A 25,363-nucleotide genomic window follows, 5' to 3' on the forward strand; every position below is an offset into this window, starting at 1 on the left:
TCTCAGAATTATAAAAAAGCCCCATTACTGGGGCTTGTTAATTTAACGACGAGGTAATGGAATATACTGGCTATTACGATCGCTGGTTTCAGCTGGTCGTTCACCAATAATCACTTCAGTATTGATGCTCTTACCTTCACGTAAAATCTCAATTTTCGCAGAGGTATTCGGTGATTGCATTGCAACATAATTAATCAATTGTGATGGATTATTGATCTCCTGATCATTTACTTTCATGATCCGATCACCAACTTTAATCTTAGCTTTATCTGCAGGACCAGACTCATAGACGCTGCTCACAATTACCCCCTTCTCACGAGGCTGTAATACATCGAGTTGCGTCGGATTCGCCAAACCAATACCTAGCCACCCACGAATCACTCTACCTTCTTTTAATATTGAATTCAAAACTTGCTGACAGACTTTAGCAGGAATAGCAAAACCAATTCCCAAAGAACCACCCGATTGCGAGAATATTGCGGTATTAATCCCAATCAAATTACCAGCAACATCAATGAGTGCTCCCCCAGAGTTTCCTGGATTAATAGCAGCATCGGTTTGAATGAAATCTTCATAGAAATTTATACCCAATCCCGAACGCTCTGTCGCAGATATGATCCCTTGCGTGACTGTTTGCCCCACGCCAAATGGATTACCAATTGCGAGTACAACATCTCCAACCTCGTTTCCACTCAGTTTGAAAGGAAGCACTGGTAGTTTGTCCATTTCGATTTTAATGACTGCTAAATCAGTGTCAGGATCTGTTCCAATCACTTTGGCTTCTGCTCGACGACCATCATACAACGCCACAATAATCTGATCAGCCTGTGCAATCACATGATTATTAGTCAGAATATAACCATCAGGTCGAACAATCACCCCTGAACCCAAACTATTTTCATTTGGTCCTTGTCCAAAACGTTCTGGTAATTGACCACCAAAAAATTCTCTAAAAACAGGATCATTTAGAATCGGATGATCAATTTTTTTAACAGTTTGTGTTGTAAAAATATTGACGACTGCAGGTGCTGCAACTTTTACCGCAGCATTGTATGAAACCACTCCCCCAGAACGTGTCGTATCCACTAAAGGTTCTACTTTTTCAGCCGGCATTTTATAACCATCAGCTGCTATTTGAGGCTTTGGTTGATTTAGCTTTTGCCACGTGACAAAACTAATAATTACAATGATGAGTAACACCCATGGTAACCATGTAAAGGACCGGCGCACTTTAATATCCTCTGAGAATTTTAATTTATTGATGAGAAAAGTATTTATGACAGCATATTGTAATCAAAAAAAATTTATATACCTAAAATTGTGAAAATAGTTTTGTTCGGCTTTAGTTAATATTAAAAATATGCTTTGATCTTTATATTTTCACAGACTTAAGAACATTATGGTAAAGCTAAACGACATTATCCAATGGTGTGATCAGACCCTAAAAGCCAATGAATTTAAAGATTACGCTCCTAATGGTCTGCAAATCGAAGGCAAAACAGAAGTAAAGCGAATTGTTTGTGCTGTATCGGCTTCTCTATCAGCCATTGATGCTGCAATCGAGCTGCAAGCTGATGTTTTATTGGTTCACCATGGCTATTTTTGGAAAGGTGAGCCATCTCCGATTACAGGAATGCGTGGCAAGCGAATTAAATCACTCATTCAACATGATATTTCACTATTAGCTTATCATTTACCTCTCGATAGCCACCCTAGCTTGGGAAATAATGCTGCGATAGCAGATTTACTTCATCTTGATCAAATTGAAGCACTTGATCCGAGTGAACGTCATCCCATTGGAAATATCGGCTATTTAAAAAATGCAATGACACCAGATGAGTTCAAAGCTTTTGTGTCACAACAACTTAATTATGATGCGATACATTTGATGGCTGATAAACCAAGTATTCAAAAAGTTGGATTTTGTACTGGCGGTGCTCAAGACTTTATCACTAAAGCTGCCGAACAAAATTGCGATGCTTATATTTCAGGTGAAGTTAGTGAGCGTACCTTTTATCAAGCTTTAGAATTAGATGTGCATTATTACGCATGTGGACATCATGCGACTGAACGTTATGGTGTTCAACGACTAGGTCAAGCAATTTGTGAACAATTTGGTCTTGAATATCATTACGTTGAACTCAATAATCCTATTTAAATTGATTTAACCACGCGTTTTAAATTGGAGTGAGCTTATACGTATTAATTCACGCTTTATTCTGTATTCTTATTTATAAGTAATGCGCAAAATATGGTGAGAATCTATTACAATAAGTGCACTTCGATGTAAAACCCAGCACAATGCAAGGAACTTAAAACATGACAACGATTACTTTACCAGCTCTTCCGTACGGTTACGAAGATCTTGCTCCACACATCAGCAAAGAAACTTTAGAATACCACCACGACAAACACCACAATACTTATGTTGTTAATTTAAACAACCTAATTGCAGGTACTGATCTTGAAGGTAAAACGCTTGAAGAAATCATCAAAGCTTCTGCTGGTGATGCTTCTAAAGCGGGTATCTTCAACAACGCAGCACAAGTTTGGAACCACACATTCTACTGGAACTGTATGGCTAAAAACGGTGGTGGTAAAGCGACTGGTGCTTTAGCTGCTAAAATTGACGAAGCTTTCGGTTCTTACGAAAAATTTGCTGAAGAATTTGCTGCTGCTGCTACAACTCAATTCGGTTCAGGTTGGGCTTGGTTAGTTGCTGATGAAGTAAATGGTAAACTTTCTATCATGAAAACTTCAAATGCTGATACTCCACTTGCTCATGGTAAAGTAGCTGTATTAACGATCGATGTTTGGGAACATGCTTACTACATCGACTTCCGTAACGCTCGTCCTAAGTATATTTCTACTTTCTTAGAAAGCTTAGTGAACTGGGATTACGCTAACGCGAAATATGCTGGTCAAGAAGCTGGCGTAGAAAAATAAGATTTAACCGTCTTATTACGTTTAAAAAACCATCCTTTTAGGATGGTTTTTTTGTTATTTACATCAATTTGAGTATTAATAAATCAAACTATTCATTTCTTTACAATAATTGGTTGACGACTAGTAATTTCAACCCTAAAATGCGCATCAGATTCTCCAATAGCTCAGTCGGTAGAGCGACGGACTGTTAATCCGCAGGTCCCTGGTTCGAGCCCAGGTTGGAGAGCCAATCTAATCTCCCATAGCTCAGTCGGTAGAGCGACGGACTGTTAATCCGCAGGTCCCTGGTTCGAGCCCAGGTGGGAGAGCCAAGATTCTAAAAACCCAAGCATAATGACTTGGGTTTTTTTATGCCTAAATTTTTGATTTGCTATAGAATTATTCTAATTTTCTAAAAAAGTCTAAAAATGAATACACCTTGGCTTAAATCACTGATTTTCTGGTCTCTACTTGTTGGCAGTCTCATCTTTATATTTCAATGCACTCAGAAATCTGAACATAATAAAGTAGCCCCTGCACTTATGTATGAACGTTTGTATCACTGCACTTCAGAACTATCCCCTGAACACGCACTCCTGATCAAAAAAATTCAAAACGAGGTAAATGTGGAATCATCACAACAAACCATGATGGAACTTATGAGTTTATGTCGTAAAGCGAATCCACTGAAAAGCAAAGCAGAGTATGTCCATTTATTAAAAAAGCTATAGATCGTTTCACTTAGATTAAATTTAAATCAGTTGATTCATATTTCTAATATTTTTCAATGTTAAGGCTTGACCTCTCTTCATTTGACTCATAGAATGCGTACCAGATTCTCCAATAGCTCAGTCGGTAGAGCGACGGACTGTTAATCCGCAGGTCCCTGGTTCGAGCCCAGGTTGGAGAGCCAAGATTCTAAAAACCCACTCAATCGAGTGGGTTTTTTCTTATATGTGCTTTTATTTACGAATTCCTGTGCTTCAATCCAGTCAAATTACTTTCTTAATTATTGGTGTTATTGCAACCCTTGCCCTGCTCACCATTATCTTTCAACAATTATTTAAAAAGCCACAACGCTTTTACCCCAAACGCATTATTACCGCATTTGAAAGTAAAATGTTTTTTAGATTAAAAGAGAGTTTTCCGCAATACCATGTGCTTGCTCAAGTCGCTTTTAGCGCTTTAATCACAAACCCCAGTCTAAAGATTCGAGCTAAATTTAATCGAAAAGTGACTGACTTTGTCTTACTGGATGATCAGCTTAAAGTTATTGCCATTATCGAACTCGATGATCCAAGTCATCTTGGTAAGGAACAAGAAGATGCTGAACGCGATCAAATGTTTTATGAAGCAGGATATCGAGTATTTCGCTATAACGATATCCCAAGTGTTCAAAGCCTCAAAAAAGATATTCTTGCTAAAAATAATTAGTTTAAAGGCTCTGCTACAGACGAAGCATTCTGCTCAAGCTGCTCTTGTTTTTCTCTAGCTTCAATTCGCGCGGCTTGTTCTGCACGTAACCGATCGTACTCTGCTTTGTTCTTTGCATCACTCTTTACTGCAAAAAAAGCGATCGCAATGATAAGCAACGGGATAAGGGGACCAAGACTTGCCAATAAAATAAATTTAGTGGTGAATTTCTTTTTTGATGAAGTCATCAACAAAACCTGTGTTATTGAGTCCGAGGCAATATAACAGAATAAAGTCATAGAAAAAACTTTAGCTTTAAGTGTCAACTAGGATGCAACACCCTAGCTGACATAGTCACGTTTAGCGCACCGGTAAATACGATTTAATAAAATCAACAACCTCATCATTTTTCTCAACAATCGCTTGTGTATGCGATGCTCCTGCCACAATATCTAATACAATTGGAGGTTGAGTCCCCAATCCATTTAACTGATTTACTAATTGTTGTGTTACTTGATATGGGACAGCGGTGTCATTTTCACCTTGAACCACATAAACCGGTTTCATGAGTTTTTGAGTTCCAGGCTGATTATTACTTAAAAAACTACTCACCACTGGATCATTTTCAAAGCCAACCTTTAACCCAGGATAGTCCATTACTTTTTGTGTTGAATTTGATTCCAAATAAGTCTTAATGTCTTTTCTAAACTCATCAATTAATGGCATCAAGCATAGGCCATTTTCACCAGTCGACCCCTCAGCTTTCTCTGCCACAGCTTGAGACCTAGATTGGAATATCGTTGCTAATGAAAATCTAGGTTCATATGCTTTAATCCCTACACCTGTATAAGCAGCATAAGCTAATAGCTCTGAATAAATAGCGATTGCCAAATCTCTATTTTGACTTTCTATCGCTGAAATGGCATTTGGTGCGACTTGGGTAATAATGTAACCCAAACTGGATGCTGGAGCAGTCGCTACAGCCCCTTTGTAATACGGATCATTATTGGCATATTGTGCAATTCCTAATGATGCATGACCACCTTGGGATTGGCCGACAGACATCCAAGATTTATTTAATCGTGATGGATATGCTTGGTGAACTGACTTTATTGCATGAATCGCAGATTGTGCAGCACTAGATAGATGAAGATAAGGATGAATCCCTTTAACCCCCAAACCTTCATAATCAGGGGCTACAATGACATAACCTTCTTTAAGAAGATTGTTCGCTAAAATTTCAAAATTCGAATTGAGTACATTATTGCTTGGTGCACATTCGTCTCCAACACCAGTTGTTCCATGTGCCCATACCACTACTGGCCATCCTGCTGCTGGCTGAGCAGTCTTAGGAAACATGACCATTGCTGTAGCCTTAGTTTTCTGACCCAGAACATTCGGCATTAAATAAGTCATAATTTGGATTTTGGAAGCTTGCTCTAGACTATCTTTTTGATAAGCTTTCTCAGCAACAAACACTTTTTCTTGAAAAATATTTTTATCATCATCACTATTACAAGCCGTTAAGAGTAATGCTGCCGTACAGCACATTGCGATAACCGTTTTTTTAATTGTACTCTTCATAATTCTTTCCATTCATTATTATCACTCTCCATGAGTACTTTTAATTAAACATAAAAAAAAGCATCCGACTAGGATGCTTAATTAGTTTATTTTTATTTAATGTTAAGATTAAATTAATGCAATAAAAATCCCCATAAAGATCATCACCCCTACCCATCGGTTATGTCTAAATGCCCAGAAGCACCATTGCGGATCTTTATCACGTGTTTTGGTCCATTGATAGATGAAATCACCTACCACGAGCACTAATGCGATTAATCCAAAAGGGACAAGTATGTGTTCAAGCCATAGTGCAGTACCAATTAAAATAACACTCATCGCCTGCAATAAACTGATAATTTTAATATCATTTTTTCCAAACAAAATAGCCGTCGACTTAACCCCAATCTTTAAATCATATTCGCGATCCGTAATTGCATATTGAGTATCATAAGCCACAGTCCAAGCCAAATTACCGAAATAAAGTAGCCAACACGTCCAATCCAAAGGCTTACCCATTGCAGTAAATGACATCGGTATACCCCATGAGAATGCCATCCCCAGTACCACTTGAGGTAAATGCGTATAGCGCTTCATAAATGGATAGATGAAAGCAAGTACCAGCCCAATTAAAGCACAATAAAAAGTTTCAATAGGCAGGAAGAACAATGTACAAGCACTTGCAGCAACCAGTGCGATAAACACCCAAACTGCTTCTTTTGCCGAAATCACACCTGTGGCTAATGGACGATTTTTAGTTCTTTCTACGTGTGCATCCACTTTACGATCAGCAAAATCATTAATGGCACATCCCGCTGCACGCATAAATATAGTGCCACATACGATGGCAAGCAGTGTCACTACATCAGGTATTCCACCAGCTGCAATCCACAGCGCCCATAAGGTGGGCCACAGGACTAACTCAGTACCAATTGGCTTATCGAAACGACATAAATAGTAATAAGCGCTTAAACGCTCGCGCCAGGTGATTGCTTGTGCGGTTGCCATAAAGTCTAGCTCAATGAGTTTTTATAAAACGTTCAAATGCTGGTAAAAATGTTTCTTGGACAATAAATTTACAGCCATGCCAAGTATAACAGCTCTGTCTGGTCCATCCATCCTCAAGTAAGATCACGCGACGTTGGCATTGCGGTTCTGTGCGTTGGAACAGGAATCGACCTATAGGCTGATTTCCAATATGTTGAAAGAGACGTGCTTTTTTTTGAAGGCTGGTAATTGGGAAAATAGATTTCGCTTTTACCCACGGTTCACACTCAGAACCAAATAAATGAGTCTCTCTAACCCAAGAAGTATGCTGATGTGATACACCCATCCAGCTGGCATTATGAAAATTTAAACGTTGAAATCGTTCTTGGATTCGTTGAACTTTGAATGTTCCATCAGCTAAATCTGTCAGTTGTTGGGTAAGTGAGCCTGAGGCGTACAACCATTTTTTTAACTCAGGACACATTAATTTTTCCTGATGATTAAATTGACGGCTTTCAAGCATATTTCAGACTACCATTATTTTATACTCTCAAGTGTACCCAAGCTTTAGAACGAATGCACCAAACCTATGGTTTAGTTTAAGGCATCACACTCACACATTTCATACTGCACCCCCCAAAAAAAATGCTATAAACATTCATTCGTAAACAACTTCATTAAACATGCTTAAATTTAGCTTGTACTTATTTATATCACTGTTATTTCTTTCCCAAGCTCATGCTCGTCAATTAGCACTGAGTTTTGATGATGGATTAAATCCAACTATTGATCCTACTGCTCCACACATTAATCAACAAATACTAGCGCATTTAAAAAACAAAAATATTCAATCTATCATTTTCCCAAGTTACATCAAAATCGGTGACAATGCGGGTAAAGACTTAATACGTCAATGGGATAAACACGGACACATTGTTGGCAATCACAGTGCTTTTCACGAAAATTTAAATAAACCTGAAGTTTTGGCGAAAGACTACATCAAAAGCATTAAAATTAATGAATTGGTTTTTCATGATTTACAAAACTTTAGGAAAATTTTTAGATATCCCTATCTAAAAGAAGGTAATAATATTGCGAAAAGAGATCAAGTCCAAAACTGGTTAAAACAAAATCATTACCAGCATGGTGGTGTCAGTATTGATGCAAGTGACTGGTTTTATAATTAAAAATATCTAGCATATCTAAAAGCAGGAAAAACGTCACACATTAAAAGATTGAAGCGTGCTTATATTGATCATCTTCTTGATCGAGCTGAATATTATGATTCACTCGCATTGCAAACCCTTCAACGCTCTCCTCAGCATGTATTGTTACTCCACACGAATGCGATTAATGGACAGTTTCTAGGCGAGATTATTTTAGCCTTAGAAAGCAAAGGGTGGACAATAATCAATGCAACAGATGCTTATGTTGATCCGCTATATCAGAATTTCAGCCCTAATATCCCCGCTGGGGAGAGTGTTATATGGTCTATCGCCAAAAGCCAAAATATTGAAAGTTTAAGATATCCTGCTGAGGATGCACCTTATGAGCGTGAAAACTTACTCAAATATGACTTGGATGATCACAAGGAATAAATCTTATTTTTTAGGCGCAGACTAACACATTCAAGCATTGTCTGATTTTGCAATCACTTCAAATTTACCTTGTGCTGTTTTTACTAAAATAAAACCTTCGGCACTGATATAAAATTCATTTGGATAATCAAATTGTAAAGCCAAATCAGGATTTCTCAGTTCAAGAAATTGTGCCTGTTTATAGCCTTCCATGGTTCTGCCAACTTCCAAATAGGTCACTTCAGAAAAATTGAGCTTAAATCCTTTTTCGTGGTCACTTGGATCATTCCAAGGAAAAAATCCCGTGTGCTTTTTACGTGGCTTTGCCATGAAATATTTCTCATATTTGACTACATTTATTTTAACTCAAAACACAAAAAAACCCGCGCATTGCGCGGGTTTTTTACAGTGAAATTCGTGAACGAATTAGAGGCTGTAGTACATATCAAATTCAACTGGGTGAGTTGTTGTATTAAGACGACGAACTTCTTCAGTTTTAAGCTCAATGTAAGCATCAAGCATTTCTTTAGTGAATACGCCACCTTTAAGAAGGTAATCGTGATCCGCTTGAAGAGCTTCTAAAGCCATATCCAAGCTGTGTGCAACTGTAGGAATTTTTGCTTCTTCTTCAGGAGGTAGATCATACAAGTTCTTGTCTGAAGCTTCACCTGGATGAATCTTGTTTTGAATACCGTCGATACCCGCCATTAACAATGCAGCAAAACCTAAGTACGGGTTCATCATTGGATCTGGGAAACGTGCTTCAATACGTTTACCTTTCGGGCTAGAAACGTATGGAATACGGATAGAAGCTGAACGGTTACGCGCTGAGTAAGCAAGCATAATTGGCGCTTCATAATGTGGCACTAAACGCTTATACGAGTTTGTAGAAGGGTTAGTAATCGCATTTAATGAGCGTGCGTGCTTGATGATACCGCCAATGAAATACAATGCCATTTCTGAAAGGCCTGCATATTCATCACCAGCAAACAAGTTCTTGCCGTCTTTAGAAATTGACATATGAACGTGCATACCAGAACCGTTATCACCAACCATTGGTTTAGGCATAAACGTTGCAGTTTTAGCATATTGATGAGCAACGTTCCAAACAGCATATTTAAACTGTTGTACTTCATCAGCTTTACGAACCATTGTGTTGAAGCTCACACCAATTTCTAATTGGCAAGATGCAACTTCATGGTGATGTACTTCTACACGACCTGGCCCCATGATGTCTTCAATTTTCGCACACATTTCTGCACGCATATCGTGGTGAGAATCAACTGGAGGCACTGGGAAGTAACCACCTTTAACGCGTGGACGGTGGCCTGAGTTACCTGATTCGTAAGAATTACCTGTAGACCAAGCAGCTTCTTCAGCGATTAATGTATGGCGAGCACCAGACATATCGATGTCCCATTTAACTTCGTCAAATACGAAGAATTCTGGTTCTGGACCAAAGAAAGCAGTATCACCAATACCAGTAGATTTTAAATATTCTTCTGCACGGCGAGCAATTGAACGTGGGTCACGGTCATAACCTTGACCAGTAGATGGCTCAATAACATCACAAGTCACCACTACAGTTGGCTCTGCAAAAAACGGGTCGATAAAACCTGTTTCAGCATCTGGACGTAAGATCATGTCAGACGCTTCGATACCTTTCCAACCAGCAATTGAAGAACCGTCGAACATTTTACCATCTTCAAAAGTATCTTCATCGATAGTATCTGCTGGGTAAGTAACATGTTGTTCTTTACCCTTAGTGTCCGTAAAACGGAAGTCTACCCATTTTGCGCCACTTTCTTGGATGAGTTGTAGGACCTTGTTCGCCATGCTCATTTTGCTCCGATGATTTTTTGTTGCACATTTAGTGCGTGTTAGTAGTTGGTAGTTTTAAAGCAATTACCGTACCAACTTTTAAAAGCAAAGCTAAAATCTTGAAATCCTTATCAGATTAACAGCTTTATTCACTTTGCTTTGCGACTATTATACTGTGCTTAAAACTAAATGCACCATATTCAGGCACAGTTCATCGCAATAAAAAATATTTATTTACAACCTGTATCAAAATGGTGCATCTCAGAGCATGATCGTTTAATTATTAAACTTAAAGTCAAGTTTATTCAGGGATTTAATTACCTAATTTACCAAACGATATATTTTATAAATTTTTATAAATTAGAAAAATGGATCAAATTTTCAGACACATGCGTTTAACACATTGTTTTATATATCATTAAATAAAAAATTTTAATATTTTATTTTTATTTGGAAGACAAATAATCCAACTCAATCATAACTTTATTAATACACATCGAGCCATGATAAATCTAAATTTTGTGCATCATATTAGTTCAGTAAAATTAAATATCTTAGATAAATGATGTAAAAGTGAACGACCGCGAGACTAAATCTTATAAATTATAAATTTACTGAGTGCATTTTGTTTGTTTGTTTTTAACACAAATCTCACTCATCAAACACAATGATTAAAAAAACTTATGAATAACACGTATGAGCTTTTAGATTCAGATCAATATTTCATTTATTAGCGCTATTCACCTAGAACCATTCATTCACACATTAATTTGATTTAAGTGATCAATATTGCTGATGTTTTGAACCCCAAAATTTAACCTGCGCTGATAAAAGAATCTGCTATGATAACTGCCACTTAATCGCTTTGAGTTACTAGACAAGGATGCAGTCAACACCCTGTGATGCATCTTATCAATGTGAATAACAAAGCTAAATTAAGTTAAATTATAAATTTCAAGAGGTTAAGCTTAAAATGCTTCTGATGATCGACAACTATGACTCTTTTACCTACAACATCGTCCAATATTTTGGCGAGTTAAATCAGGAAGTAAAAGTGGTCCGTAATGATGCCGTGACTTTGGAGGATATTGAGCGATGGCAACCAAAATATCTCGTCATTGGACCTGGTCCCTGCTCTCCCTCTGAGGCAGGTATATCAATCCCAGCGATTCAACACTTTTCAGGCAAGATTCCACTGCTTGGGGTGTGCTTAGGTCACCAAAGTATCGGGCAAGCATTTGGTGGAGATATTGTTCGTGCAAAAAAAGTAATGCACGGGCGTTTATCTGACATGTACCACTCTGATCAAGGGATCTTTAGCAATCTACCCTCTCCATTCTCAGCGACTCGCTATCACTCTTTAGTCATTGATCAAGCGACTTTACCTGAATGTTTAGAGGTGACGTGTTGGACCAATGAAGAAGATGGTTCTATGGAAGAAATTATGGGTGTGAAACATAAAACCCTTCCCGTTGAAGGTGTTCAGTTCCATCCAGAATCGATACTCAGCCAACATGGCCACAAAATTTTCCAAAACTTCTTAGAAATTTATGCGTAAGAGCAAGACATGAATATTCAACAAGCATTAAACAACATTACGAAAAATATTGAATTAACACAGCCTCAAATGGAAGCTGTTATGCGCACCATTATGGATGGTGAAGCGACTGATGCACAAATCGGTGCATTAATGATGGGTTTACGTTTAAAAGGCGAAAGTATTGACGAAATTACTGCTGCTGCACGCGTGATGCGTGAATATGCGATCAAGATTGATGTCAGTGATCTTCCATACTTAGTCGATATTGTTGGCACGGGTGGTGATGGACAAAACCTGTTTAATGTATCAACTGCATCAAGTTTTGTAATTGCAGCTGCAGGTGCAACGATTGCCAAACACGGTGGCCGAGGTGTGTCATCAAAATCAGGCTCGTCAGATCTATTAGAACAAGCTGGTATTAATCTCGACCTAAATATGGCACAGACTGAACGCTGTATCCGCGATTTGGGTGTGGGTTTTCTCTTTGCTCCAAACCATCATAAAGCAATGAAGTATGCAGCAGGTCCTCGTAAAGAATTGGGCTTCAGAAGCATTTTCAACTTACTTGGCCCGCTTACGAATCCGGCTGGTGTAAAGCGCTTTGTAATTGGCGTGTTCTCAACAGAATTATGTCGACCTATTGCTGAAGTTCTTAAGCAACTTGGTGCTGAGCACGTCATGGTTGTTCACTCTAAAGATGGGCTAGATGAAATCAGTCTTGCTTCATCCACCTATGTTGCTGAGTTAAAAAATGGTGAAATTACTGAATGGGAAATCCTCCCTGAGGATGTAGAGATTGAGTCTCAAACATTGACGCATTTATCTGTTGATAGCTCTGCTGAAAGTTTGGCACTGATCAAAGATGCACTAGGTAAGAAAAAATCACCGAAAGGTGAAAAAGCGGCCAGTATGATTGCATTAAATGCTGGTGCTGGTATTTATGTCTCAGGTTTAACTTCGAGTTATAAACAAGGTGTGGCATTAGCACATGACATCATTTATGGTGGTCAGGCACTTGAAAAGATGGATGTGCTTTCTGAATTCACAAAAACAATAAAACATTATGAAGCTTAATTAAGTCAGGACATTCTTATGTTAGATATCGCGAATACTATTCTTGGCAAAATTGTTGACCGTAAACAAGAAGAGTTTGCTGCACGATTAAAACAACGTAGTTATAAGGACGTCGAAGAACTCGCTCAAGCCGCTAGCCCTGTTCGCGGTTTTGCTCAAGCACTACAGCACAAACGTCCTGCTGTCATTGCTGAAATCAAAAAAGCATCTCCATCTAAAGGCATTATTCGAGAAAACTTCCATCCTGCTGAAATAGCTGAACAGTATCAATCAGCAGGTGCGGCATGTTTATCAGTACTTACAGATATTGATTTCTTCCAAGGTGCCGATGAGAACATTCATATTGCTCGTTCTCACTGTGATTTGCCTGCACTAAGAAAAGATTTCTTAATCGATCCTTATGGTGTGATTGAAGCTCGCGCATTGCATGCAGACTGTATCCTTCTCATTGTTGCATGTCTTTCAGATCAACAACTTGAGGAAATGTCGAAAACTGCATTTGAACATCATTTAGATGTACTGGTTGAAGTGCATGATGAATATGAACTAGAACGTGCTCTCAAATTATCAGATCGTTGTTTATTAGGCGTTAATAATCGTAATTTAAAAACTTTCGATGTTGATTTGAACACATCAATTCGTCTAAAAAAACAACTTGCACCATCTCGTTTATTAGTGACGGAAAGCGGCATTGCAACCTCAGCGGATGTCACCATGATGCAAGAAAATGACATTCACACTTTCCTTGTGGGTGAAAGTTTTATGAAACAGCCTCGTCCTGATCATGCCTTTACCGCATTGTTTGGCGAACCTCAGAATATTTAACTCTAATATTCTGCGGTAAATTGTTCGACTAAAAATAATTCAATCTCATAAGAATGGATTTCCGAATCCATTCTTGCCTCCATTAATGCCAACAACAATAGCTAGAACAAATTCAAAATAAATTAGATTAATAATCAATCTCTTTTTTTGCTTTATCCCTTAAGTTATCTCCACTTAATTCAACACCTTAAAATCAACTTAAATACTTCTCACTACAAAGTTAAGGGATTTTCGGATTATAATCACATTCATTCCTCTTCCACTTTAAAGTTACAAGCACGTTATGAGTAAACATGATTCTTCTTTATCAAAAGATCAATTTAATTTACTGAAACAGTTTAAGAAACAAATCAGTAATCCTGCTCCTCGTGTTGAAGCTCCTAAACCTATTGAAAAGACGGTTGAACAAGAGCATGAGGAAGATTTAGAACTCTTTCGTCAGCAGATGCAAGGCGTTCAAAAAATTGATCATGGCAATATTGCAAAAATTGAGAAACCAGTAAAAAAGAAATTGGATGCTCAAACCTTAGCTAAACGTGCTGCTGCTGAAGGTCCAATGCATACTGATGAAACAGTGATGTCTGATACTCAAGCCATGCTCAATCCAGTTGGCAGTCAGGCTAGTCTGAGTTATCGAATTGCGACCTTACAACATAAAGTATTTGAAGATCTGAAAGCTGGAAATTTACGTTGGTTTGAAGCAGTTGATTTGCATGGCTGTACCGTAGAAGAAGCACGTTCAGCTGTATTGCAAATTATTCAGATGGCGAAAGAGCAAAATCAAAACGTCATTAAAATTGTTCATGGTAAAGGCCCTGAAGCTGTTTTAAAAACCTATGTTAATAGTTGGCTCAGACAACATCGTGATGTTTTGGCTTTTGTCAGTGCGCCTGAAAAACAAGGTGGCACTGGCGCGGTCTTAGTTCTGCTTAAACGTGCAGAAAAGAATCCAAAATTTACTCAATAATCGGAATTTTTTCTGAATATACGGCATTGTAATCGTTTTCTGATACAATGCCGTCCTTGTTCAACATCTGTGTAAGTGAACACGTCTTATGTCTATGCAGCAATCCTACGCCAACATTTTAACTGCCGTTGGCGAAGATCTTACTCGTCCTGGTCTTAAAGATACACCAATGCGTGCTGCTAAAGCTTTTTCGTATTTGACGTCAGGTTATAGCCAAACGCTTGAAGAAGTGACCAACAATGCGGTCTTCCCTTCAGACAACCGTGAAATGGTTTTGGTCAAGAACATCGAATTCTATTCGCTTTGTGAACATCATTTACTGCCGTTCTATGGACGTGTGCATATTGCCTACTTACCAGAAGGTCAAGTTTTAGGTTTATCTAAATTTGCACGTATTACTGAAATGTTTGCCCGTCGTCTACAGATTCAAGAAAATCTAACTCAACAGATTGCTGAAGCTGTGGCTCAAGTGACTGGTGCTAGAGGCGTAGCTGTTGTCATTGATTCAGCACATATGTGTATGATGATGCGTGGTGTAGGCAAACAAGAGTCAACTACTCGTACAGTATCATTTGTTGGGGACTTTAAAACTAACAAAGATGAACGTCGCGAGTTTCTGAGCGCTGTTCCAGAAAGTTATTAATTCATAAAAACCTCAACCCTGTTGAGGTTTTTTTTAGACCGTATTCCAAGGCTCAATTTCTTAAGGTGAATATATGACATCTCTTCATGTTGCAGGTCAAGGTCAACAACACGCAGAAAAATCAGTCGACTTCCCGCGTCCTGATCGTCTCGTCCAAGGCAATCCCGAACGTCACACCTACAGTCTTTATGAACACGAGCATATGGAATGTGGGATTTGGGAATGTGAAGTTGGTGCTTGGAATATTCAATTTGCCGACAATAAACAAGAATTCTTTCAAATTATAGAAGGAAAAGTTCGCATCCACACTCAAAACAAAAATCACTTTATCGAAGTTTCGGCAGGTCAAGCAGGTGTAATCCCACCAGGATTCATTGGCACATTTGAAGTCGTTGAGCAAGTAAAAAAGTACTATGTGAATGTAATCGTTTAAAAACAAGCTTCACCTTTCAGCACAGTACTTCCTAGTACTGTATATTTACCAATAGCGCGTAAATCCCAAACTAGTTTGATGCCAATCATGCTGTTTTTGTAATTGATAATTCCAGTGAATAGAGATAGCACTTTGCGAGTTAGGTGCATACTGAAGTGAGGATCTTAGTCCGAGCTGCCAAGCCTGCTGATCCTCCCAAAAAGGGATTTCAACTTGCACTAAACTATTCACTCGATCTGACCATAAACTTTGGCAACCTACAGTTGGCCCTAGCCCCAATCTCCAACCCTTTTCTAAACTTTTTCCAGCTTGAATATGATTTTGCATCTGCGCATAACACAGTTGTTCACGATCTGCATCTGCCCAACTATATCCAAACTGTGTTGATAGATTCAAAACACCATGTTGCTCGGTATCACTGAAATTTCCAGAATCATCAATTGAGATTTGCTTCCAACCGAATCCAAATCCCCAGCTCAACGGCGTCTTAAAAGGCGTAATTGGATTATAAGAATTCACTTCTAAAAGATCTAAATCAGCCAACTTGAATTGATCATTCCGTAACTCGAGACTTCCCTCAAAAAATTTCAACTGTGTTCCAAGTCGGTATCCACCCTGAGGATCAGATAAATCGTGATAGGCTTGTCGATGGTTGATCTGCACAAACGTATCGTCCTGCACTCGTCCAAATTCAATCGATGTTTTTCGAGCATGATGCCCATCCACAGGGTCAATTCGTGGTCTTGCCACTTCAGTACGTTGTTTTTCAACAGGGAGTTGGCTTCTTAAACTCAAAATTTGTCGTATTTTAGGTTGCGCAATACTCGCTTCGATTTTTTGAGAAATGAGCTGTAGATACAAATGATCATATGCCATCTCAAGAATACGCGCCTGATCCTTGGCCGTAAATTGAGCTAAAAATTCACGCATTTGTGCTGGTTGCACCAGCGTTAATTGATGTGCCGAATGTGCTAAGTCATTACCATGTTGTTTTGCTTGATGAAGTAACTGCGTTTCAAGTGCTGGGCGATAAACAGTATCTTTAATGAGGCCTTGCTGCTGCACCGCTTTGATGGTTTCGACTGGAATTGCAATATGACTAAACTGTGCTTGTAGATTGGCATCGGGTTTTACCAAATCAATGAGTCCCAATAAGCGGTAGGCACAATTATCACTTATAAAATAATAGGGAAATTGGACATGCTTTAACTCCCAGATATGTTGTACTAAACGTGTGGTTTCTTCTGGGTTTAATGCTAATTCGTATTCCCACAAATCACGGCTTTCGAAATCACCATACTCTTTTACTTTTCGATAGTAGGGCATTAACGAATATTCACCTAGATATTGACCCGTTAAGCCTTTCCAAGCAAAAGAAAAACTATCACTATTTTCGACCGTCGCAGCGTAGTTGACTGCATAAGAAATAAGATTAAGCTCTTTTTGATCTTTAGGGTCAAGACGTAGCAAGGTATGACCAAACATCGAACTTGGATTTCCCATGAAATCTGTCGCATAAATCAATGTTGCTTGATACGGTTTAATCTGTCCAATCCATTCCTCTAGAGCAGGACAATCTGCTTTAGGAAGCTCCTCTTGTTTTATTTTCAGTTGTTCTATTAACCATGCAGAGCGAGCTGGGAAACGACATATAATGGATTGATCTTGTCCTCGATCTATAAATAATTCACGAATATTTGCATTCAGCTCATCTTGTAAATTATCTGCACCATTTGCACTAAAAAAAAATCCTGAATAGCTGACTTCACTCTTCGCTTGATGTGCATACATTAATCTTTGCCAAGTTTTATTTTTATCAAGCTGATGGTGTTGTGCTTGTGCAATATATTGTTCAACTGGAGAAGTATATGCATGTGTCAGAAAGCTACTGACAATCAAGGCAGAAAAAAAAGCAAATTTCATAAAATGAACTTAATAATGATGAAACAAAAAAACCCTGCCATAAGACAGGATTTTCGCAATTAAACGTAAGCTTTTAATACTTCGTCTTGAGACATAACAGTTTGAAGAGATGCAAGGACTTGGAATGCATCTTGATTGTCCGCTGAATAAATTTCAGAGAAATTTTCTTTTGATACTGCAAAGAAACGTGCTTTATCTTCAGATTTAATATTCAGAAGCTCTGCAAGGACGTTAAGACTTTCCCCCTCACCTACCGCCATATCACGTGCAAGAGCTTCGGCATTTTCATTTGTAAATGTTACTGCTTGTGCTGTTACTGTACCTGTACCACTACAGCCTAACGTCCCGAAAGTAATACCGAATAATTGGTTAGCAAATAAACCGTTGGTCGTACCTGCTAAGATTTTTGCAACTTTACCAGACTGACCTGCCCAAACTTGTGAACCGATACCACAACCAACATCACGGTCAGCAAATGCAGCTGTTGATCCTACTGCCAATACCGCAGCTAAAGCTAATTTTTTATACATAACATCACTCCAAACTTGATGTGCTCAAGTGTTCTTTATTGTTCCAATTTTGTTCTTTTACGAACTTCTTTAACATAGCGATATCAAGCCAAGAACGCAAAACAAATCTTACCAATGCCATCAAGTATTGAGTTTTTTTGATGAATTAACTTATTCGCCCTTCAATCGCCACAAACCCTGTGAATTCCGTTCACCTAAGATTTTTAACACCAATACTAAACTCAGCATTAGTAGGAGATACCAAGAACCAAGTTTCCCCCATCCCACCATATGCCACTGTTCCACTTGCGTTGGATACAACCAAATTTGATAAAAAGTACTGATATTTTCAGCAATCCAAATAATAAATGCCAACAACAAAAGCACAGGAAGCATTGGCAAGGTCATCTCATGATATTTAAGCTTGAACGTTATTTTAGTTTTCCAAAATATCAACACGCTCGATGCAAACAATAAGTATCGTATATCTGGGATAAAGAACTTCGTCATAAAGTTTAAATAGGACAAGATCGCTAAACTCATCATATTGAAAAAACTAGGTAAGTTCTCAATTTCTACGCGATAGAGCCTGAGTGAACGAGCAAAAAAACTGCCTACGGCAGAATACATAAATCCCGCAAAAAGTGGTACGGTCATAATCTTAAATGCCGCAGGTTGCGGATATTGCCATGATGCAATCTGTGGATGTGTCAGGAAAATCTCCATGACCATTGCCAACATATGAAATATTGCAATAACTTTGGCTTCAGCCCAAGACTCTAACTTTAAAAGCAGTAAACAGACCTGAATAACCACTGCATAAATCAAGAGGTAGTCGTATCGGTACAATCCATAATATTCTTGATGCCCTATCGAAGCCGTCAAAGCAAAGGCTAGCAGTAATAAAATACCAAATAAGGCAGCGGATGCTGCCTTATAATGAAACTCAAATAATGATTTTAAAAAGCTCACACATTCATCCTAAATGTTTAGCCTAAATATTTTGCGCTGTACTCATGTACCGTATCAATGAAAACTTTAGGATTCGCAGGATCTACCCATTGGGTGATACCGTGTCCAAGGTTTGCAACATAACCCGTTTTTTCACCAGCAGCATATGCATCATCGAGCATTAATTTTACTGACTTTTCGATACTCGCAGGAGAGCCATATAATGTTGCAGGGTCTAAATTACCTTGTAGGGCAGCGCGACCAGCAACAGTTTGACGTGCAACATTTAAAGGGGTTGTCCAATCTAGTCCAAACGCATCTGCGCCAGTTGCGATCATAGGTTCTAACCATTGACCACCACCTTTGGTAAATAAAATTACTGGTACTTTGCGGCCTTCATTTTCACGATTTAAACCCTTCACGATTTTGTGCATATAATTGAGGGAAAATTCTTGATATTCTCGATGTGCAAGTGCACCACCCCAACTGTCAAAAATTTGAATCGCCTGCGCACCTGCCTCAATCTGTGCGTTCAAATAATCTATGACTGAATAAGCCAAATGATCTAACAAGGCATGTAAAACTTCAGGTTGTGCATACATCATTTGCTTGGTGTAACGGAAATCTTTACTAGACCCACCCTCGATCATATACGTCGCGAGTGTCCATGGACTCCCAGAAAACCCGATTAGCGGTACCTGGCCACATAATGCTGATCGGATTGTCGACACTGCATTCATGACATAATCTAAGTCCGATTTAGCATCAATTTTTGGTAATTGGGCTACATCCTGCTCAGTACGGACTGTTTTCTTAAATTTTGGTCCTTCCCCTGCTTCAAAATATAGTCCTAAGCCCAAAGCATCAGGAACAGTCAAAATATCTGAAAATAGAATGGCTGCATCTAAGTCATAGCGACGAAGCGGCTGTAAAGTCACTTCACAAGCAAAGTCATTATTTTTGCACAAAGAAAGAAAATCACCCGCAGTTGCGCGTGTCGCACGATATTCAGGTAAATATCGACCAGCCTGACGCATCATCCAAACTGGCGTGCAGTCCACAGGTTCACGTAATAAGGCACGCAGAAAACGATCATTTTTTAAGGTCGTCATTTACTTTCTCGATGCAAAATTGAAATTCCATTCATCATACCAAAAAGCTGCACTTTAAAGTATTTAGTTAGAATGAAAATAAAGATTGAGACTATCGCAATTTATTTGATTTAAACAAAACAAATACTGCATATCCGTGTTTTTTCTGCAATACTTTATCCGTGTTTTTATAAATCAATATGAATAATTCTTAAGGTTGAATTACATGTTCGTTCGCTCAATTCTTGCTTTGAGTTTAAGTTGTATTATGTCTGGAACTGCATTGGCTGCTTCTGGTACTGCTGAACAACCGCTTTCTCCAATTACAAAAACGAGTTTAGATACTATTCAAGATCCAATTGATCCTCTCGCGGTAGAATCTAGCTCTGAAGCCCAAATTAGCCAGCAAGAGCAAAATGATCTAAATCAAGCTGCAGATACGCTTCAAAACCTAGAAAGAACTGAGGATAGCACTGCGGACATTGGCAGTGCACCTGCATCTTCAGCAGTGACAAATCCAGCTTCATCTACATCAGCACCTGCTACAGCAAACTCATGGACGCTAGACAGTCTGAATAATGCTGAATGGTATGAAAATATTGGCAAAGGTCAATTCCCTGTATATGCCCGTGCACATGTAATGTTAAATAATTCACATGCTTCACCAGGTGCTATTGACGGTACAAGTGGAAAAAATACACTTAAAGCAATTGCTTCATTCCAGCAAATGAATGGTTTAAAGGCTACAGGTGTTTTGACGAAAGAAACTTGGGATGCTCTAGTTGCACGCCAAGCTGGTAAACCTGCTTATGTTGAATATACGATTACCGAAGCAGACCTAAAAGGTCCTTATGCAGCCTCAATTCCTCATGACTATGCTTTACAAGCGAAAATGAAAGGTCTTTATTACACTCGTGTAAGTGAAATGCTGGCTGAAAAATTCCATATGGATGAAGAGTTTCTCAAGAAACTAAATCCTAAAGCGACATTTAAGAAAGCGGGTGAAAAGCTTATTGTGACCAACATTCGCAATGAACTTCCAGAAAATATTCATTTAATCGTGGCACATAAAGGCGCTAAACAACTTTATTTGTTTAACCAACAAAACCAAATGGTTGGTTCATTCCCAGCAACTATCGGTAGTGCTGACACTCCATCACCGACAGGAACATACAAAATTACTGGCGTAGCGAAAAACCCTTGGTATAGCTATTCACCAAGTAACTTTGTACAAGGTAAAAACTTGAAGCCACTTTCATTACCACCTGGTCCTAATGGCCCTGTAGGTAATATCTGGATCGGTTTAAGCAAAAAATCGTTCGGTATTCACGGCACACCTAATCCATCAAGTATTTCAAAGACAGCTTCACACGGTTGTATCCGCTTAACCAACTGGGATGCGAATGATTTGGGTAATAAAGTTCGTTCTGGCGTTACAGTAAAATTCTTAGAATAGTCTAATTTTAAAAAGCCTGCTTCAAGCAGGCTTTTTTATCCTTTTTATGTTTCAAAATTAGAACGATACGTTGTCCTAATCCACTATCTTATTCATTTTAAACTATTAAAATAAAATCATGTTTAAGAATAATGAAAGGAGCATCATCATGAATGCTTATTTACATCGCAGTGAATCACGTGGTCATGTAAAAATGGGTTGGTTAGAATCCAAACACAGCTTCTCATTTGGGAACTGGTATGACCCTAACCACATGGGCATCAGTGCTCTCCGTGTCATTAATGATGATCTCATTGCTGGTCATCAAGGTTTCGGTACACATCCACACGACAATATGGAAATTCTCACCTGTGTATTACAGGGAGCGATTACACATAAAGATAGTATGGGTAACCACGGTGATATCAAAGCTGGTGAATGGCAACTGATGAGTGCTGGTACAGGCATTCAACACAGTGAAATCAACCAAGGTGATGAAACAGTTCATTTACTGCAAATCTGGATTATTCCAAATCAGCGCAATGCAGAGCCGAATTACCAACAAATTCAACTCGATCCTGCTGAACAACCGAACAAATGGCATCTGATTTGTGGACCGACAGAACAAGCACCCATGCATATTCGCCAAAATGCGGAGGTTAAAACAGCTGTTTTGGAGAAAGGTCATTCACTTGAAGTTGTTGCAACACAACATGTCAGCTATCTACATGTGATTAGTGGTTCAATTCAAGTCGCAGAGCACACTGTGAATGCTGGAGATGCTATTGCATTTATTGATCCAGCGCAGATTGAAGCATCAGAAGATGCTCGTGTGATTTGGTTCGATCTTCCAGAAAAAGTGGTTTAAACGCTGTAGAAAAACCACCTTAGGGTGGTTTTTTATGCCATGCTCAAAAGTTAAATAAAAAAAGTAAATATCTATCTTAGTATCGCACCAACATGAAGAAAATAAAAAAGCCACTAATAATTAGTGGCTTTTTAAAAATTTGGCGGAAGCGGTGAGATTCGAACTCACGGAGGACTCACACCCTCGTCGGTTTTCAAGACCGGTGCATTAAACCGCTCTGCCACGCTTCCAATGGCGGCTATCATATAAATATTTTTTAAAATTGGCAAACACTTTTCTAAGAAATTTTGCTCGCCTGCCTATTTTTAAATCAGAAATTACTATTTTGATGAATTTTCGAGCTTTTCATAGCGAATTGAATTAATAACCCATGTTTTTTTTCCCAAGGGTGTATGTACCTCAAATTCATCATCTACTTGCTTACCTAACATTGCACGTGCCATAGGTGAATCTATTGAAATATGTTGAGGATGATGATCATAAATTTCATCTACACCGACAATCCGAATCGTCTTTAATTGTCCTTCCTCGTTCTCGATGTCTACCCAAGCGCCAAAATATACTTTGCCCTCTTGTTCAGGAGAAAAATCGATAATTCGCAACTCTTCAAGTCGTTTACCGAGGTAACGAACACGACGGTCTATTTTTCGTAAAATTTGTTTATTGTATTGATAATCTGCGTTTTCAGAACGATCACCTAAACTGGCAGCCCAATTCACTTTTTTGGTGATTTCAGGTCGTTCCTCATGCCATAAATACTGTAGTTCTGCGACCAATTTGTCATGCCCACTTCGGGTAATTAAATTCGATTTCATAGGCGATAAAATGAGTATTTTGCTTACGTTATAGCGACACATTGCAACATTTTATACCGCATTTCTACATGGAAAAATTTTATAAAGTTTTTTCTTTTTATTTATCAATACCTTAAAACCATGTTTTTTATTTTTTTTTGTACAAAATTTGACATGAGTAAAATTGACCATTAATATGCGCCCATGTTTTATCTTGATTACTTTTTGTACGAAGATCTTTTCTTCAATATTTTATCCACCCACACATGTCATTTTGAATGACGTTCATGACGCCCACCCTAATTGAATTTATCAACTTTAAATAAAAGTTTAAGGCGGTACTGCTTTTGCTTTTTTTGGGCATAAATTACTTGTAGCGGAGACAACATGCGCAGTAGTTCAAACACTGGATCGAGGCTTTGCCTTAATTCACTAACTTCTTCTCTCTCGTTTAAAGCGATGGTCCTCGCTACAGCATTTATCCCATTTCATGCATTAAATGCAACAAAGACCGACAACCAATACAACTCCATTGTAAATTCGAACAAACTTACAGTGGTGGCCGTGTCAAATCCCACCGTGGTTTTTAAAGACGGTAACTTCAAACATGGCTTTGGCTATGACTTGGTGAGCAGTTACGCTCAAAACTTAAATGTAAAACTCGATTTTAAAACGGTTCAAAGTAATGAAGCCGCTTTGAAAATGGTGCAGCAAGGTAAAGCTCATTTCGCGGTGACCACAGCATCGATCATGACCATTGAGCAAAAGAATCTTTCAGGTTTTTCCGCATCATGTGGTGACCTTGAAAGCTTACGCAAAAATGGGCTTAATCCAGAAATCAATTGGGTTTTTAAAAATGCTGCTGATCCTTTAACAGATACTGCCAGCGGTTTTGTTTGTCAAAGCAAGCAAAATGGTGCTATCCGTCAAATGGCATCTTTCTACAACCGCAACGTGGTTAAACAAGATGATTGGGATACTATTCAGCGCAATCTTAAAACACGTATGCCAATTTATAAAGCTAGCTTTAAAAAGTCAGCCCAAACATACGACTTAGATTGGCACTTCCTCGCTGCGATAGGCTATCAAGAGTCGTTCTTAAAACCGAATTCTGTGTCTCCTACAGGTGTGCGTGGCATCATGATGCTCACCAACAACACAGCAAAAGCAATGGGTGTGTCGAATCGTGTTGATCCTGCTCAAAGTATTGCAGGTGGTGCGAAGTATTTTGATCTGATGATGTCGAAATATGATTATATTCCTAAACATGATCGTTATTGGTATGCCCTCGTGGCTTACAATATGGGGCCAGGTGCCACAGATGCGATTATGAAGCGCCTAAAAGCCCAAGGAAAAAATCCGAATGATTGGATACAGGTATATGATTTTCTTTACCGTAATCAATCGCACAATACGCGTTATAAGCAAGCGATCCAATACGTCACTCGTATTCGTGCTTATTTAGAACATATTAAAACGACACCAAGTTTGGTGAGTATTTAACAAAAAAAAGCTTACCTAAAGGTAAGCTTTTTTTGTTTAAAAAGTCTTAAGTAGTTTGCTCTAAAACTTTTTTGAACAAATCTTTTTGTTCTTGGCTTGGCTTCGCTGTTTGTAAAGCCATCAATTGAGACATATCGCCTTGAACTTTGATTTTACCAGTCATAAATGCTTGCATAGCAGCAGCCATGTCAAACTCTAAGAATACTTTGCGTAAAGTATCCGCATCTAAGTTTAAAGTTGTTTTAGCATTCGCAGAAGCGCCTTTTTGGATCTTACCGCTATCAAGCGCTAATTCAGTCGTTCCTTCGCTACCTGTTACTACAAGATTCAATGCTAGATTTGCTAATGATGGTGGTAAGTTCAAATCACCAGCTTCAGCTGTAAGTTTCTCAACGTTTGCAAACCAATCATCAGTTAAAAATGCAGGCATGTTCTTTCCTCGATGTATTTATTCAATTTATTGCGTTACCTATCCAAGATAACAACATGTAGAAGCTTTACGCTTGAGAGAGTTATAGCAT

At 38.6% G+C, this 25,363-nt stretch carries 28 protein-coding genes and 4 tRNA genes; 18 read left to right on the top strand and 14 right to left on the bottom strand.

The annotated features are described in order from the left end of the window. Positions 1–42: 42 nt before the first annotated feature. Complete coding sequence (locus AC1M9N_RS03610) at positions 43–1,230, bottom strand: trypsin-like peptidase domain-containing protein (protein ID WP_481954281.1); 1,188 nt, start codon at positions 1,228–1,230, stop codon at positions 43–45. Between the two features lie 169 nt (positions 1,231–1,399). Between AC1M9N_RS03610 and AC1M9N_RS03615 the strand changes: the two genes are divergently transcribed. From AC1M9N_RS03615 to AC1M9N_RS03645, 7 genes are all read left to right on the top strand, one after another. Beyond that, complete coding sequence (locus tag AC1M9N_RS03615) at positions 1,400–2,158, top strand: Nif3-like dinuclear metal center hexameric protein (RefSeq protein WP_481954282.1); 759 nt, start codon at positions 1,400–1,402, stop codon at positions 2,156–2,158. Between the two features lie 161 nt (positions 2,159–2,319). Further along, positions 2,320–2,946, top strand: coding sequence for a superoxide dismutase (locus AC1M9N_RS03620; protein ID WP_092765960.1), 627 nt, complete (start codon positions 2,320–2,322; stop codon positions 2,944–2,946). A gap of 153 nt (positions 2,947–3,099) precedes the next feature. Then, positions 3,100–3,175 (top strand) — tRNA-Asn (locus AC1M9N_RS03625). Positions 3,176–3,181: 6 nt separating this feature from the next. Next, positions 3,182–3,257: transfer RNA gene (locus AC1M9N_RS03630), tRNA-Asn, on the top strand. A gap of 96 nt (positions 3,258–3,353) precedes the next feature. Beyond that, positions 3,354–3,656: a hypothetical protein gene (locus tag AC1M9N_RS03635; RefSeq protein ID WP_481609372.1), complete on the top strand. Its 303-nt coding sequence runs from the start codon at positions 3,354–3,356 to the stop codon at positions 3,654–3,656. Positions 3,657–3,762: 106 nt separating this feature from the next. After that, positions 3,763–3,838: transfer RNA gene (locus AC1M9N_RS03640), tRNA-Asn, on the top strand. Positions 3,839–3,879: 41 nt separating this feature from the next. Beyond that, positions 3,880–4,359: a DUF2726 domain-containing protein gene (locus AC1M9N_RS03645; RefSeq protein WP_092765958.1), complete on the top strand. Its 480-nt coding sequence runs from the start codon at positions 3,880–3,882 to the stop codon at positions 4,357–4,359. On the opposite strand, the gene AC1M9N_RS03650 is transcribed toward AC1M9N_RS03645, so the two are convergent. The 4 genes from AC1M9N_RS03650 to AC1M9N_RS03665 form a co-directional block, all read right to left on the bottom strand. After that, a complete protein-coding gene (locus AC1M9N_RS03650) occupies positions 4,356–4,586 on the bottom strand; it encodes a hypothetical protein (protein WP_051586562.1) in 231 nt (76 codons plus the stop codon). The two genes, AC1M9N_RS03645 and AC1M9N_RS03650, sit on opposite strands and share 4 nt — an antisense overlap. Before the next feature lie 112 nt (positions 4,587–4,698). Continuing rightward, complete coding sequence (locus AC1M9N_RS03655) at positions 4,699–5,922, bottom strand: alpha/beta hydrolase family protein (RefSeq protein WP_481589694.1); 1,224 nt, start codon at positions 5,920–5,922, stop codon at positions 4,699–4,701. A 108-nt stretch (positions 5,923–6,030) separates the two neighbouring features. Then, positions 6,031–6,909, bottom strand: a complete 879-nt coding sequence (gene ubiA, locus AC1M9N_RS03660) for a 4-hydroxybenzoate octaprenyltransferase (RefSeq protein ID WP_481608280.1) — start codon at positions 6,907–6,909, stop codon at positions 6,031–6,033. A 10-nt stretch (positions 6,910–6,919) separates the two neighbouring features. Beyond that, the gene (locus tag AC1M9N_RS03665) at positions 6,920–7,411 is read right to left on the bottom strand and encodes a chorismate--pyruvate lyase family protein (protein WP_481954283.1); all 492 of its coding nucleotides are present in this window, start codon (positions 7,409–7,411) and stop codon (positions 6,920–6,922) included. A gap of 160 nt (positions 7,412–7,571) precedes the next feature. On the opposite strand from AC1M9N_RS03665, the gene AC1M9N_RS03670 reads away from it, so the two are divergent. Both AC1M9N_RS03670 and AC1M9N_RS03675 read left to right on the top strand, forming a co-directional pair. Next, positions 7,572–8,075: a polysaccharide deacetylase family protein gene (locus AC1M9N_RS03670; RefSeq protein ID WP_481954284.1), complete on the top strand. Its 504-nt coding sequence runs from the start codon at positions 7,572–7,574 to the stop codon at positions 8,073–8,075. Positions 8,076–8,123: 48 nt separating this feature from the next. Further along, positions 8,124–8,486 carry a hypothetical protein gene (locus AC1M9N_RS03675; protein ID WP_481954285.1) on the top strand — a complete coding sequence of 121 codons (363 nt, stop codon included), beginning with the start codon at positions 8,124–8,126 and terminating at the stop codon, positions 8,484–8,486. A 30-nt stretch (positions 8,487–8,516) separates the two neighbouring features. On the opposite strand, the gene AC1M9N_RS03680 is transcribed toward AC1M9N_RS03675, so the two are convergent. Further along, positions 8,517–8,795, bottom strand: coding sequence for a hypothetical protein (locus AC1M9N_RS03680; RefSeq protein ID WP_481595635.1), 279 nt, complete (start codon positions 8,793–8,795; stop codon positions 8,517–8,519). A gap of 96 nt (positions 8,796–8,891) precedes the next feature. Continuing rightward, entirely contained in the window at positions 8,892–10,307 is a 1,416-nt protein-coding gene (glnA, locus tag AC1M9N_RS03685) for a type I glutamate--ammonia ligase (RefSeq protein ID WP_171076768.1), read from the bottom strand. 952 nt (positions 10,308–11,259) lie between these two features. Here glnA and AC1M9N_RS03690 point away from each other — a divergent pair. The 6 genes from AC1M9N_RS03690 to AC1M9N_RS03715 all read left to right on the top strand — a co-directional run bounded on the left by AC1M9N_RS03690 (position 11,260) and on the right by AC1M9N_RS03715 (position 15,768). Next, positions 11,260–11,844: an anthranilate synthase component II gene (locus tag AC1M9N_RS03690; protein ID WP_092765952.1), complete on the top strand. Its 585-nt coding sequence runs from the start codon at positions 11,260–11,262 to the stop codon at positions 11,842–11,844. 9 nt (positions 11,845–11,853) lie between these two features. Continuing rightward, on the top strand, positions 11,854–12,900 hold the full coding sequence (gene trpD / locus AC1M9N_RS03695) for an anthranilate phosphoribosyltransferase (protein ID WP_035266991.1): 1,047 nt from the start codon (positions 11,854–11,856) through the stop codon (positions 12,898–12,900). Positions 12,901–12,918: 18 nt separating this feature from the next. Further along, entirely contained in the window at positions 12,919–13,725 is an 807-nt protein-coding gene (gene trpC, locus AC1M9N_RS03700) for an indole-3-glycerol phosphate synthase TrpC (protein WP_481607116.1), read from the top strand. A 283-nt stretch (positions 13,726–14,008) separates the two neighbouring features. Beyond that, a complete protein-coding gene (locus AC1M9N_RS03705; RefSeq protein ID WP_092765950.1) occupies positions 14,009–14,692 on the top strand; it encodes a Smr/MutS family protein in 684 nt (227 codons plus the stop codon). A gap of 94 nt (positions 14,693–14,786) precedes the next feature. After that, positions 14,787–15,335 (top strand): GTP cyclohydrolase I FolE, encoded by a 549-nt coding sequence (gene folE / locus AC1M9N_RS03710; protein ID WP_171076769.1) that lies wholly within the window; start codon positions 14,787–14,789, stop codon positions 15,333–15,335. Between the two features lie 73 nt (positions 15,336–15,408). After that, positions 15,409–15,768 carry a cupin domain-containing protein gene (locus tag AC1M9N_RS03715; protein ID WP_481593179.1) on the top strand — a complete coding sequence of 120 codons (360 nt, stop codon included), beginning with the start codon at positions 15,409–15,411 and terminating at the stop codon, positions 15,766–15,768. Positions 15,769–15,813: 45 nt separating this feature from the next. Here the strand turns inward: AC1M9N_RS03715 and AC1M9N_RS03720 are convergent, their stop codons facing one another. The 4 genes from AC1M9N_RS03720 to hemE form a co-directional block, all read right to left on the bottom strand. Then, the gene (locus tag AC1M9N_RS03720; protein WP_481954286.1) at positions 15,814–17,691 is read right to left on the bottom strand and encodes an Lnb N-terminal periplasmic domain-containing protein; all 1,878 of its coding nucleotides are present in this window, start codon (positions 17,689–17,691) and stop codon (positions 15,814–15,816) included. A gap of 59 nt (positions 17,692–17,750) precedes the next feature. Further along, positions 17,751–18,221, bottom strand: coding sequence for a DUF3015 family protein (locus tag AC1M9N_RS03725; protein WP_035266978.1), 471 nt, complete (start codon positions 18,219–18,221; stop codon positions 17,751–17,753). 150 nt (positions 18,222–18,371) lie between these two features. Next, positions 18,372–19,172 carry a DUF817 family protein gene (locus AC1M9N_RS03730; RefSeq protein ID WP_481586569.1) on the bottom strand — a complete coding sequence of 267 codons (801 nt, stop codon included), beginning with the start codon at positions 19,170–19,172 and terminating at the stop codon, positions 18,372–18,374. A gap of 17 nt (positions 19,173–19,189) precedes the next feature. Continuing rightward, positions 19,190–20,263, bottom strand: coding sequence for a uroporphyrinogen decarboxylase (gene hemE, locus AC1M9N_RS03735; RefSeq protein WP_481954287.1), 1,074 nt, complete (start codon positions 20,261–20,263; stop codon positions 19,190–19,192). Positions 20,264–20,468: 205 nt separating this feature from the next. Between hemE and AC1M9N_RS03740 the strand changes: the two genes are divergently transcribed. After that, positions 20,469–21,698, top strand: a complete 1,230-nt coding sequence (locus AC1M9N_RS03740; RefSeq protein WP_180028682.1) for a L,D-transpeptidase family protein — start codon at positions 20,469–20,471, stop codon at positions 21,696–21,698. Positions 21,699–21,846: 148 nt separating this feature from the next. Further along, entirely contained in the window at positions 21,847–22,545 is a 699-nt protein-coding gene (locus tag AC1M9N_RS03745) for a pirin family protein (protein ID WP_481954288.1), read from the top strand. A gap of 140 nt (positions 22,546–22,685) precedes the next feature. Here AC1M9N_RS03745 and AC1M9N_RS03750 read toward each other — a convergent pair. Both AC1M9N_RS03750 and greB read right to left on the bottom strand, forming a co-directional pair. Beyond that, a tRNA-Ser gene (locus tag AC1M9N_RS03750) sits at positions 22,686–22,775 on the bottom strand. Between the two features lie 90 nt (positions 22,776–22,865). Beyond that, the gene (gene greB / locus AC1M9N_RS03755; RefSeq protein ID WP_481954289.1) at positions 22,866–23,360 is read right to left on the bottom strand and encodes a transcription elongation factor GreB; all 495 of its coding nucleotides are present in this window, start codon (positions 23,358–23,360) and stop codon (positions 22,866–22,868) included. Between the two features lie 366 nt (positions 23,361–23,726). On the opposite strand from greB, the gene AC1M9N_RS03760 reads away from it, so the two are divergent. Next, positions 23,727–24,842 (top strand): transglycosylase SLT domain-containing protein, encoded by a 1,116-nt coding sequence (locus AC1M9N_RS03760; RefSeq protein ID WP_035266964.1) that lies wholly within the window; start codon positions 23,727–23,729, stop codon positions 24,840–24,842. 46 nt (positions 24,843–24,888) lie between these two features. Here AC1M9N_RS03760 and AC1M9N_RS03765 read toward each other — a convergent pair whose 3' ends face one another. Beyond that, complete coding sequence (locus AC1M9N_RS03765) at positions 24,889–25,272, bottom strand: SCP2 sterol-binding domain-containing protein (protein WP_092765941.1); 384 nt, start codon at positions 25,270–25,272, stop codon at positions 24,889–24,891. Positions 25,273–25,363: the final 91 nt, after the last annotated feature.

Source organism: Acinetobacter sp. ANC_7655, from assembly GCF_056784015.1.

Coding starts and splice junctions, on each gene's coding strand:
- AC1M9N_RS03615 (WP_481954282.1), top strand. CDS start 1,400: ATGGTAAAGCTAAACGACATTATCCAATGGTGTGATCAGACCCTAAAA.
- AC1M9N_RS03620 (WP_092765960.1), top strand. CDS start 2,320: ATGACAACGATTACTTTACCAGCTCTTCCGTACGGTTACGAAGATCTT.
- AC1M9N_RS03635 (WP_481609372.1), top strand. CDS start 3,354: ATGAATACACCTTGGCTTAAATCACTGATTTTCTGGTCTCTACTTGTT.
- AC1M9N_RS03645 (WP_092765958.1), top strand. CDS start 3,880: ATGTGCTTTTATTTACGAATTCCTGTGCTTCAATCCAGTCAAATTACT.
- AC1M9N_RS03650 (WP_051586562.1), bottom strand. CDS start 4,586: ATGACTTCATCAAAAAAGAAATTCACCACTAAATTTATTTTATTGGCA.
- AC1M9N_RS03655 (WP_481589694.1), bottom strand. CDS start 5,922: ATGAAGAGTACAATTAAAAAAACGGTTATCGCAATGTGCTGTACGGCA.
- ubiA (WP_481608280.1), bottom strand. CDS start 6,909: ATGGCAACCGCACAAGCAATCACCTGGCGCGAGCGTTTAAGCGCTTAT.
- AC1M9N_RS03665 (WP_481954283.1), bottom strand. CDS start 7,411: ATGCTTGAAAGCCGTCAATTTAATCATCAGGAAAAATTAATGTGTCCT.
- AC1M9N_RS03670 (WP_481954284.1), top strand. CDS start 7,572: ATGCTTAAATTTAGCTTGTACTTATTTATATCACTGTTATTTCTTTCC.
- AC1M9N_RS03680 (WP_481595635.1), bottom strand. CDS start 8,795: ATGGCAAAGCCACGTAAAAAGCACACGGGATTTTTTCCTTGGAATGAT.
- glnA (WP_171076768.1), bottom strand. CDS start 10,307: ATGAGCATGGCGAACAAGGTCCTACAACTCATCCAAGAAAGTGGCGCA.
- AC1M9N_RS03690 (WP_092765952.1), top strand. CDS start 11,260: ATGCTTCTGATGATCGACAACTATGACTCTTTTACCTACAACATCGTC.
- trpD (WP_035266991.1), top strand. CDS start 11,854: ATGAATATTCAACAAGCATTAAACAACATTACGAAAAATATTGAATTA.
- trpC (WP_481607116.1), top strand. CDS start 12,919: ATGTTAGATATCGCGAATACTATTCTTGGCAAAATTGTTGACCGTAAA.
- AC1M9N_RS03705 (WP_092765950.1), top strand. CDS start 14,009: ATGAGTAAACATGATTCTTCTTTATCAAAAGATCAATTTAATTTACTG.
- folE (WP_171076769.1), top strand. CDS start 14,787: ATGCAGCAATCCTACGCCAACATTTTAACTGCCGTTGGCGAAGATCTT.
- AC1M9N_RS03715 (WP_481593179.1), top strand. CDS start 15,409: ATGACATCTCTTCATGTTGCAGGTCAAGGTCAACAACACGCAGAAAAA.
- AC1M9N_RS03720 (WP_481954286.1), bottom strand. CDS start 17,691: ATGAAATTTGCTTTTTTTTCTGCCTTGATTGTCAGTAGCTTTCTGACA.
- AC1M9N_RS03725 (WP_035266978.1), bottom strand. CDS start 18,221: ATGTATAAAAAATTAGCTTTAGCTGCGGTATTGGCAGTAGGATCAACA.
- hemE (WP_481954287.1), bottom strand. CDS start 20,263: ATGACGACCTTAAAAAATGATCGTTTTCTGCGTGCCTTATTACGTGAA.
- AC1M9N_RS03740 (WP_180028682.1), top strand. CDS start 20,469: ATGTTCGTTCGCTCAATTCTTGCTTTGAGTTTAAGTTGTATTATGTCT.
- AC1M9N_RS03745 (WP_481954288.1), top strand. CDS start 21,847: ATGAATGCTTATTTACATCGCAGTGAATCACGTGGTCATGTAAAAATG.
- greB (WP_481954289.1), bottom strand. CDS start 23,360: ATGAAATCGAATTTAATTACCCGAAGTGGGCATGACAAATTGGTCGCA.
- AC1M9N_RS03760 (WP_035266964.1), top strand. CDS start 23,727: ATGCGCAGTAGTTCAAACACTGGATCGAGGCTTTGCCTTAATTCACTA.
- AC1M9N_RS03765 (WP_092765941.1), bottom strand. CDS start 25,272: ATGCCTGCATTTTTAACTGATGATTGGTTTGCAAACGTTGAGAAACTT.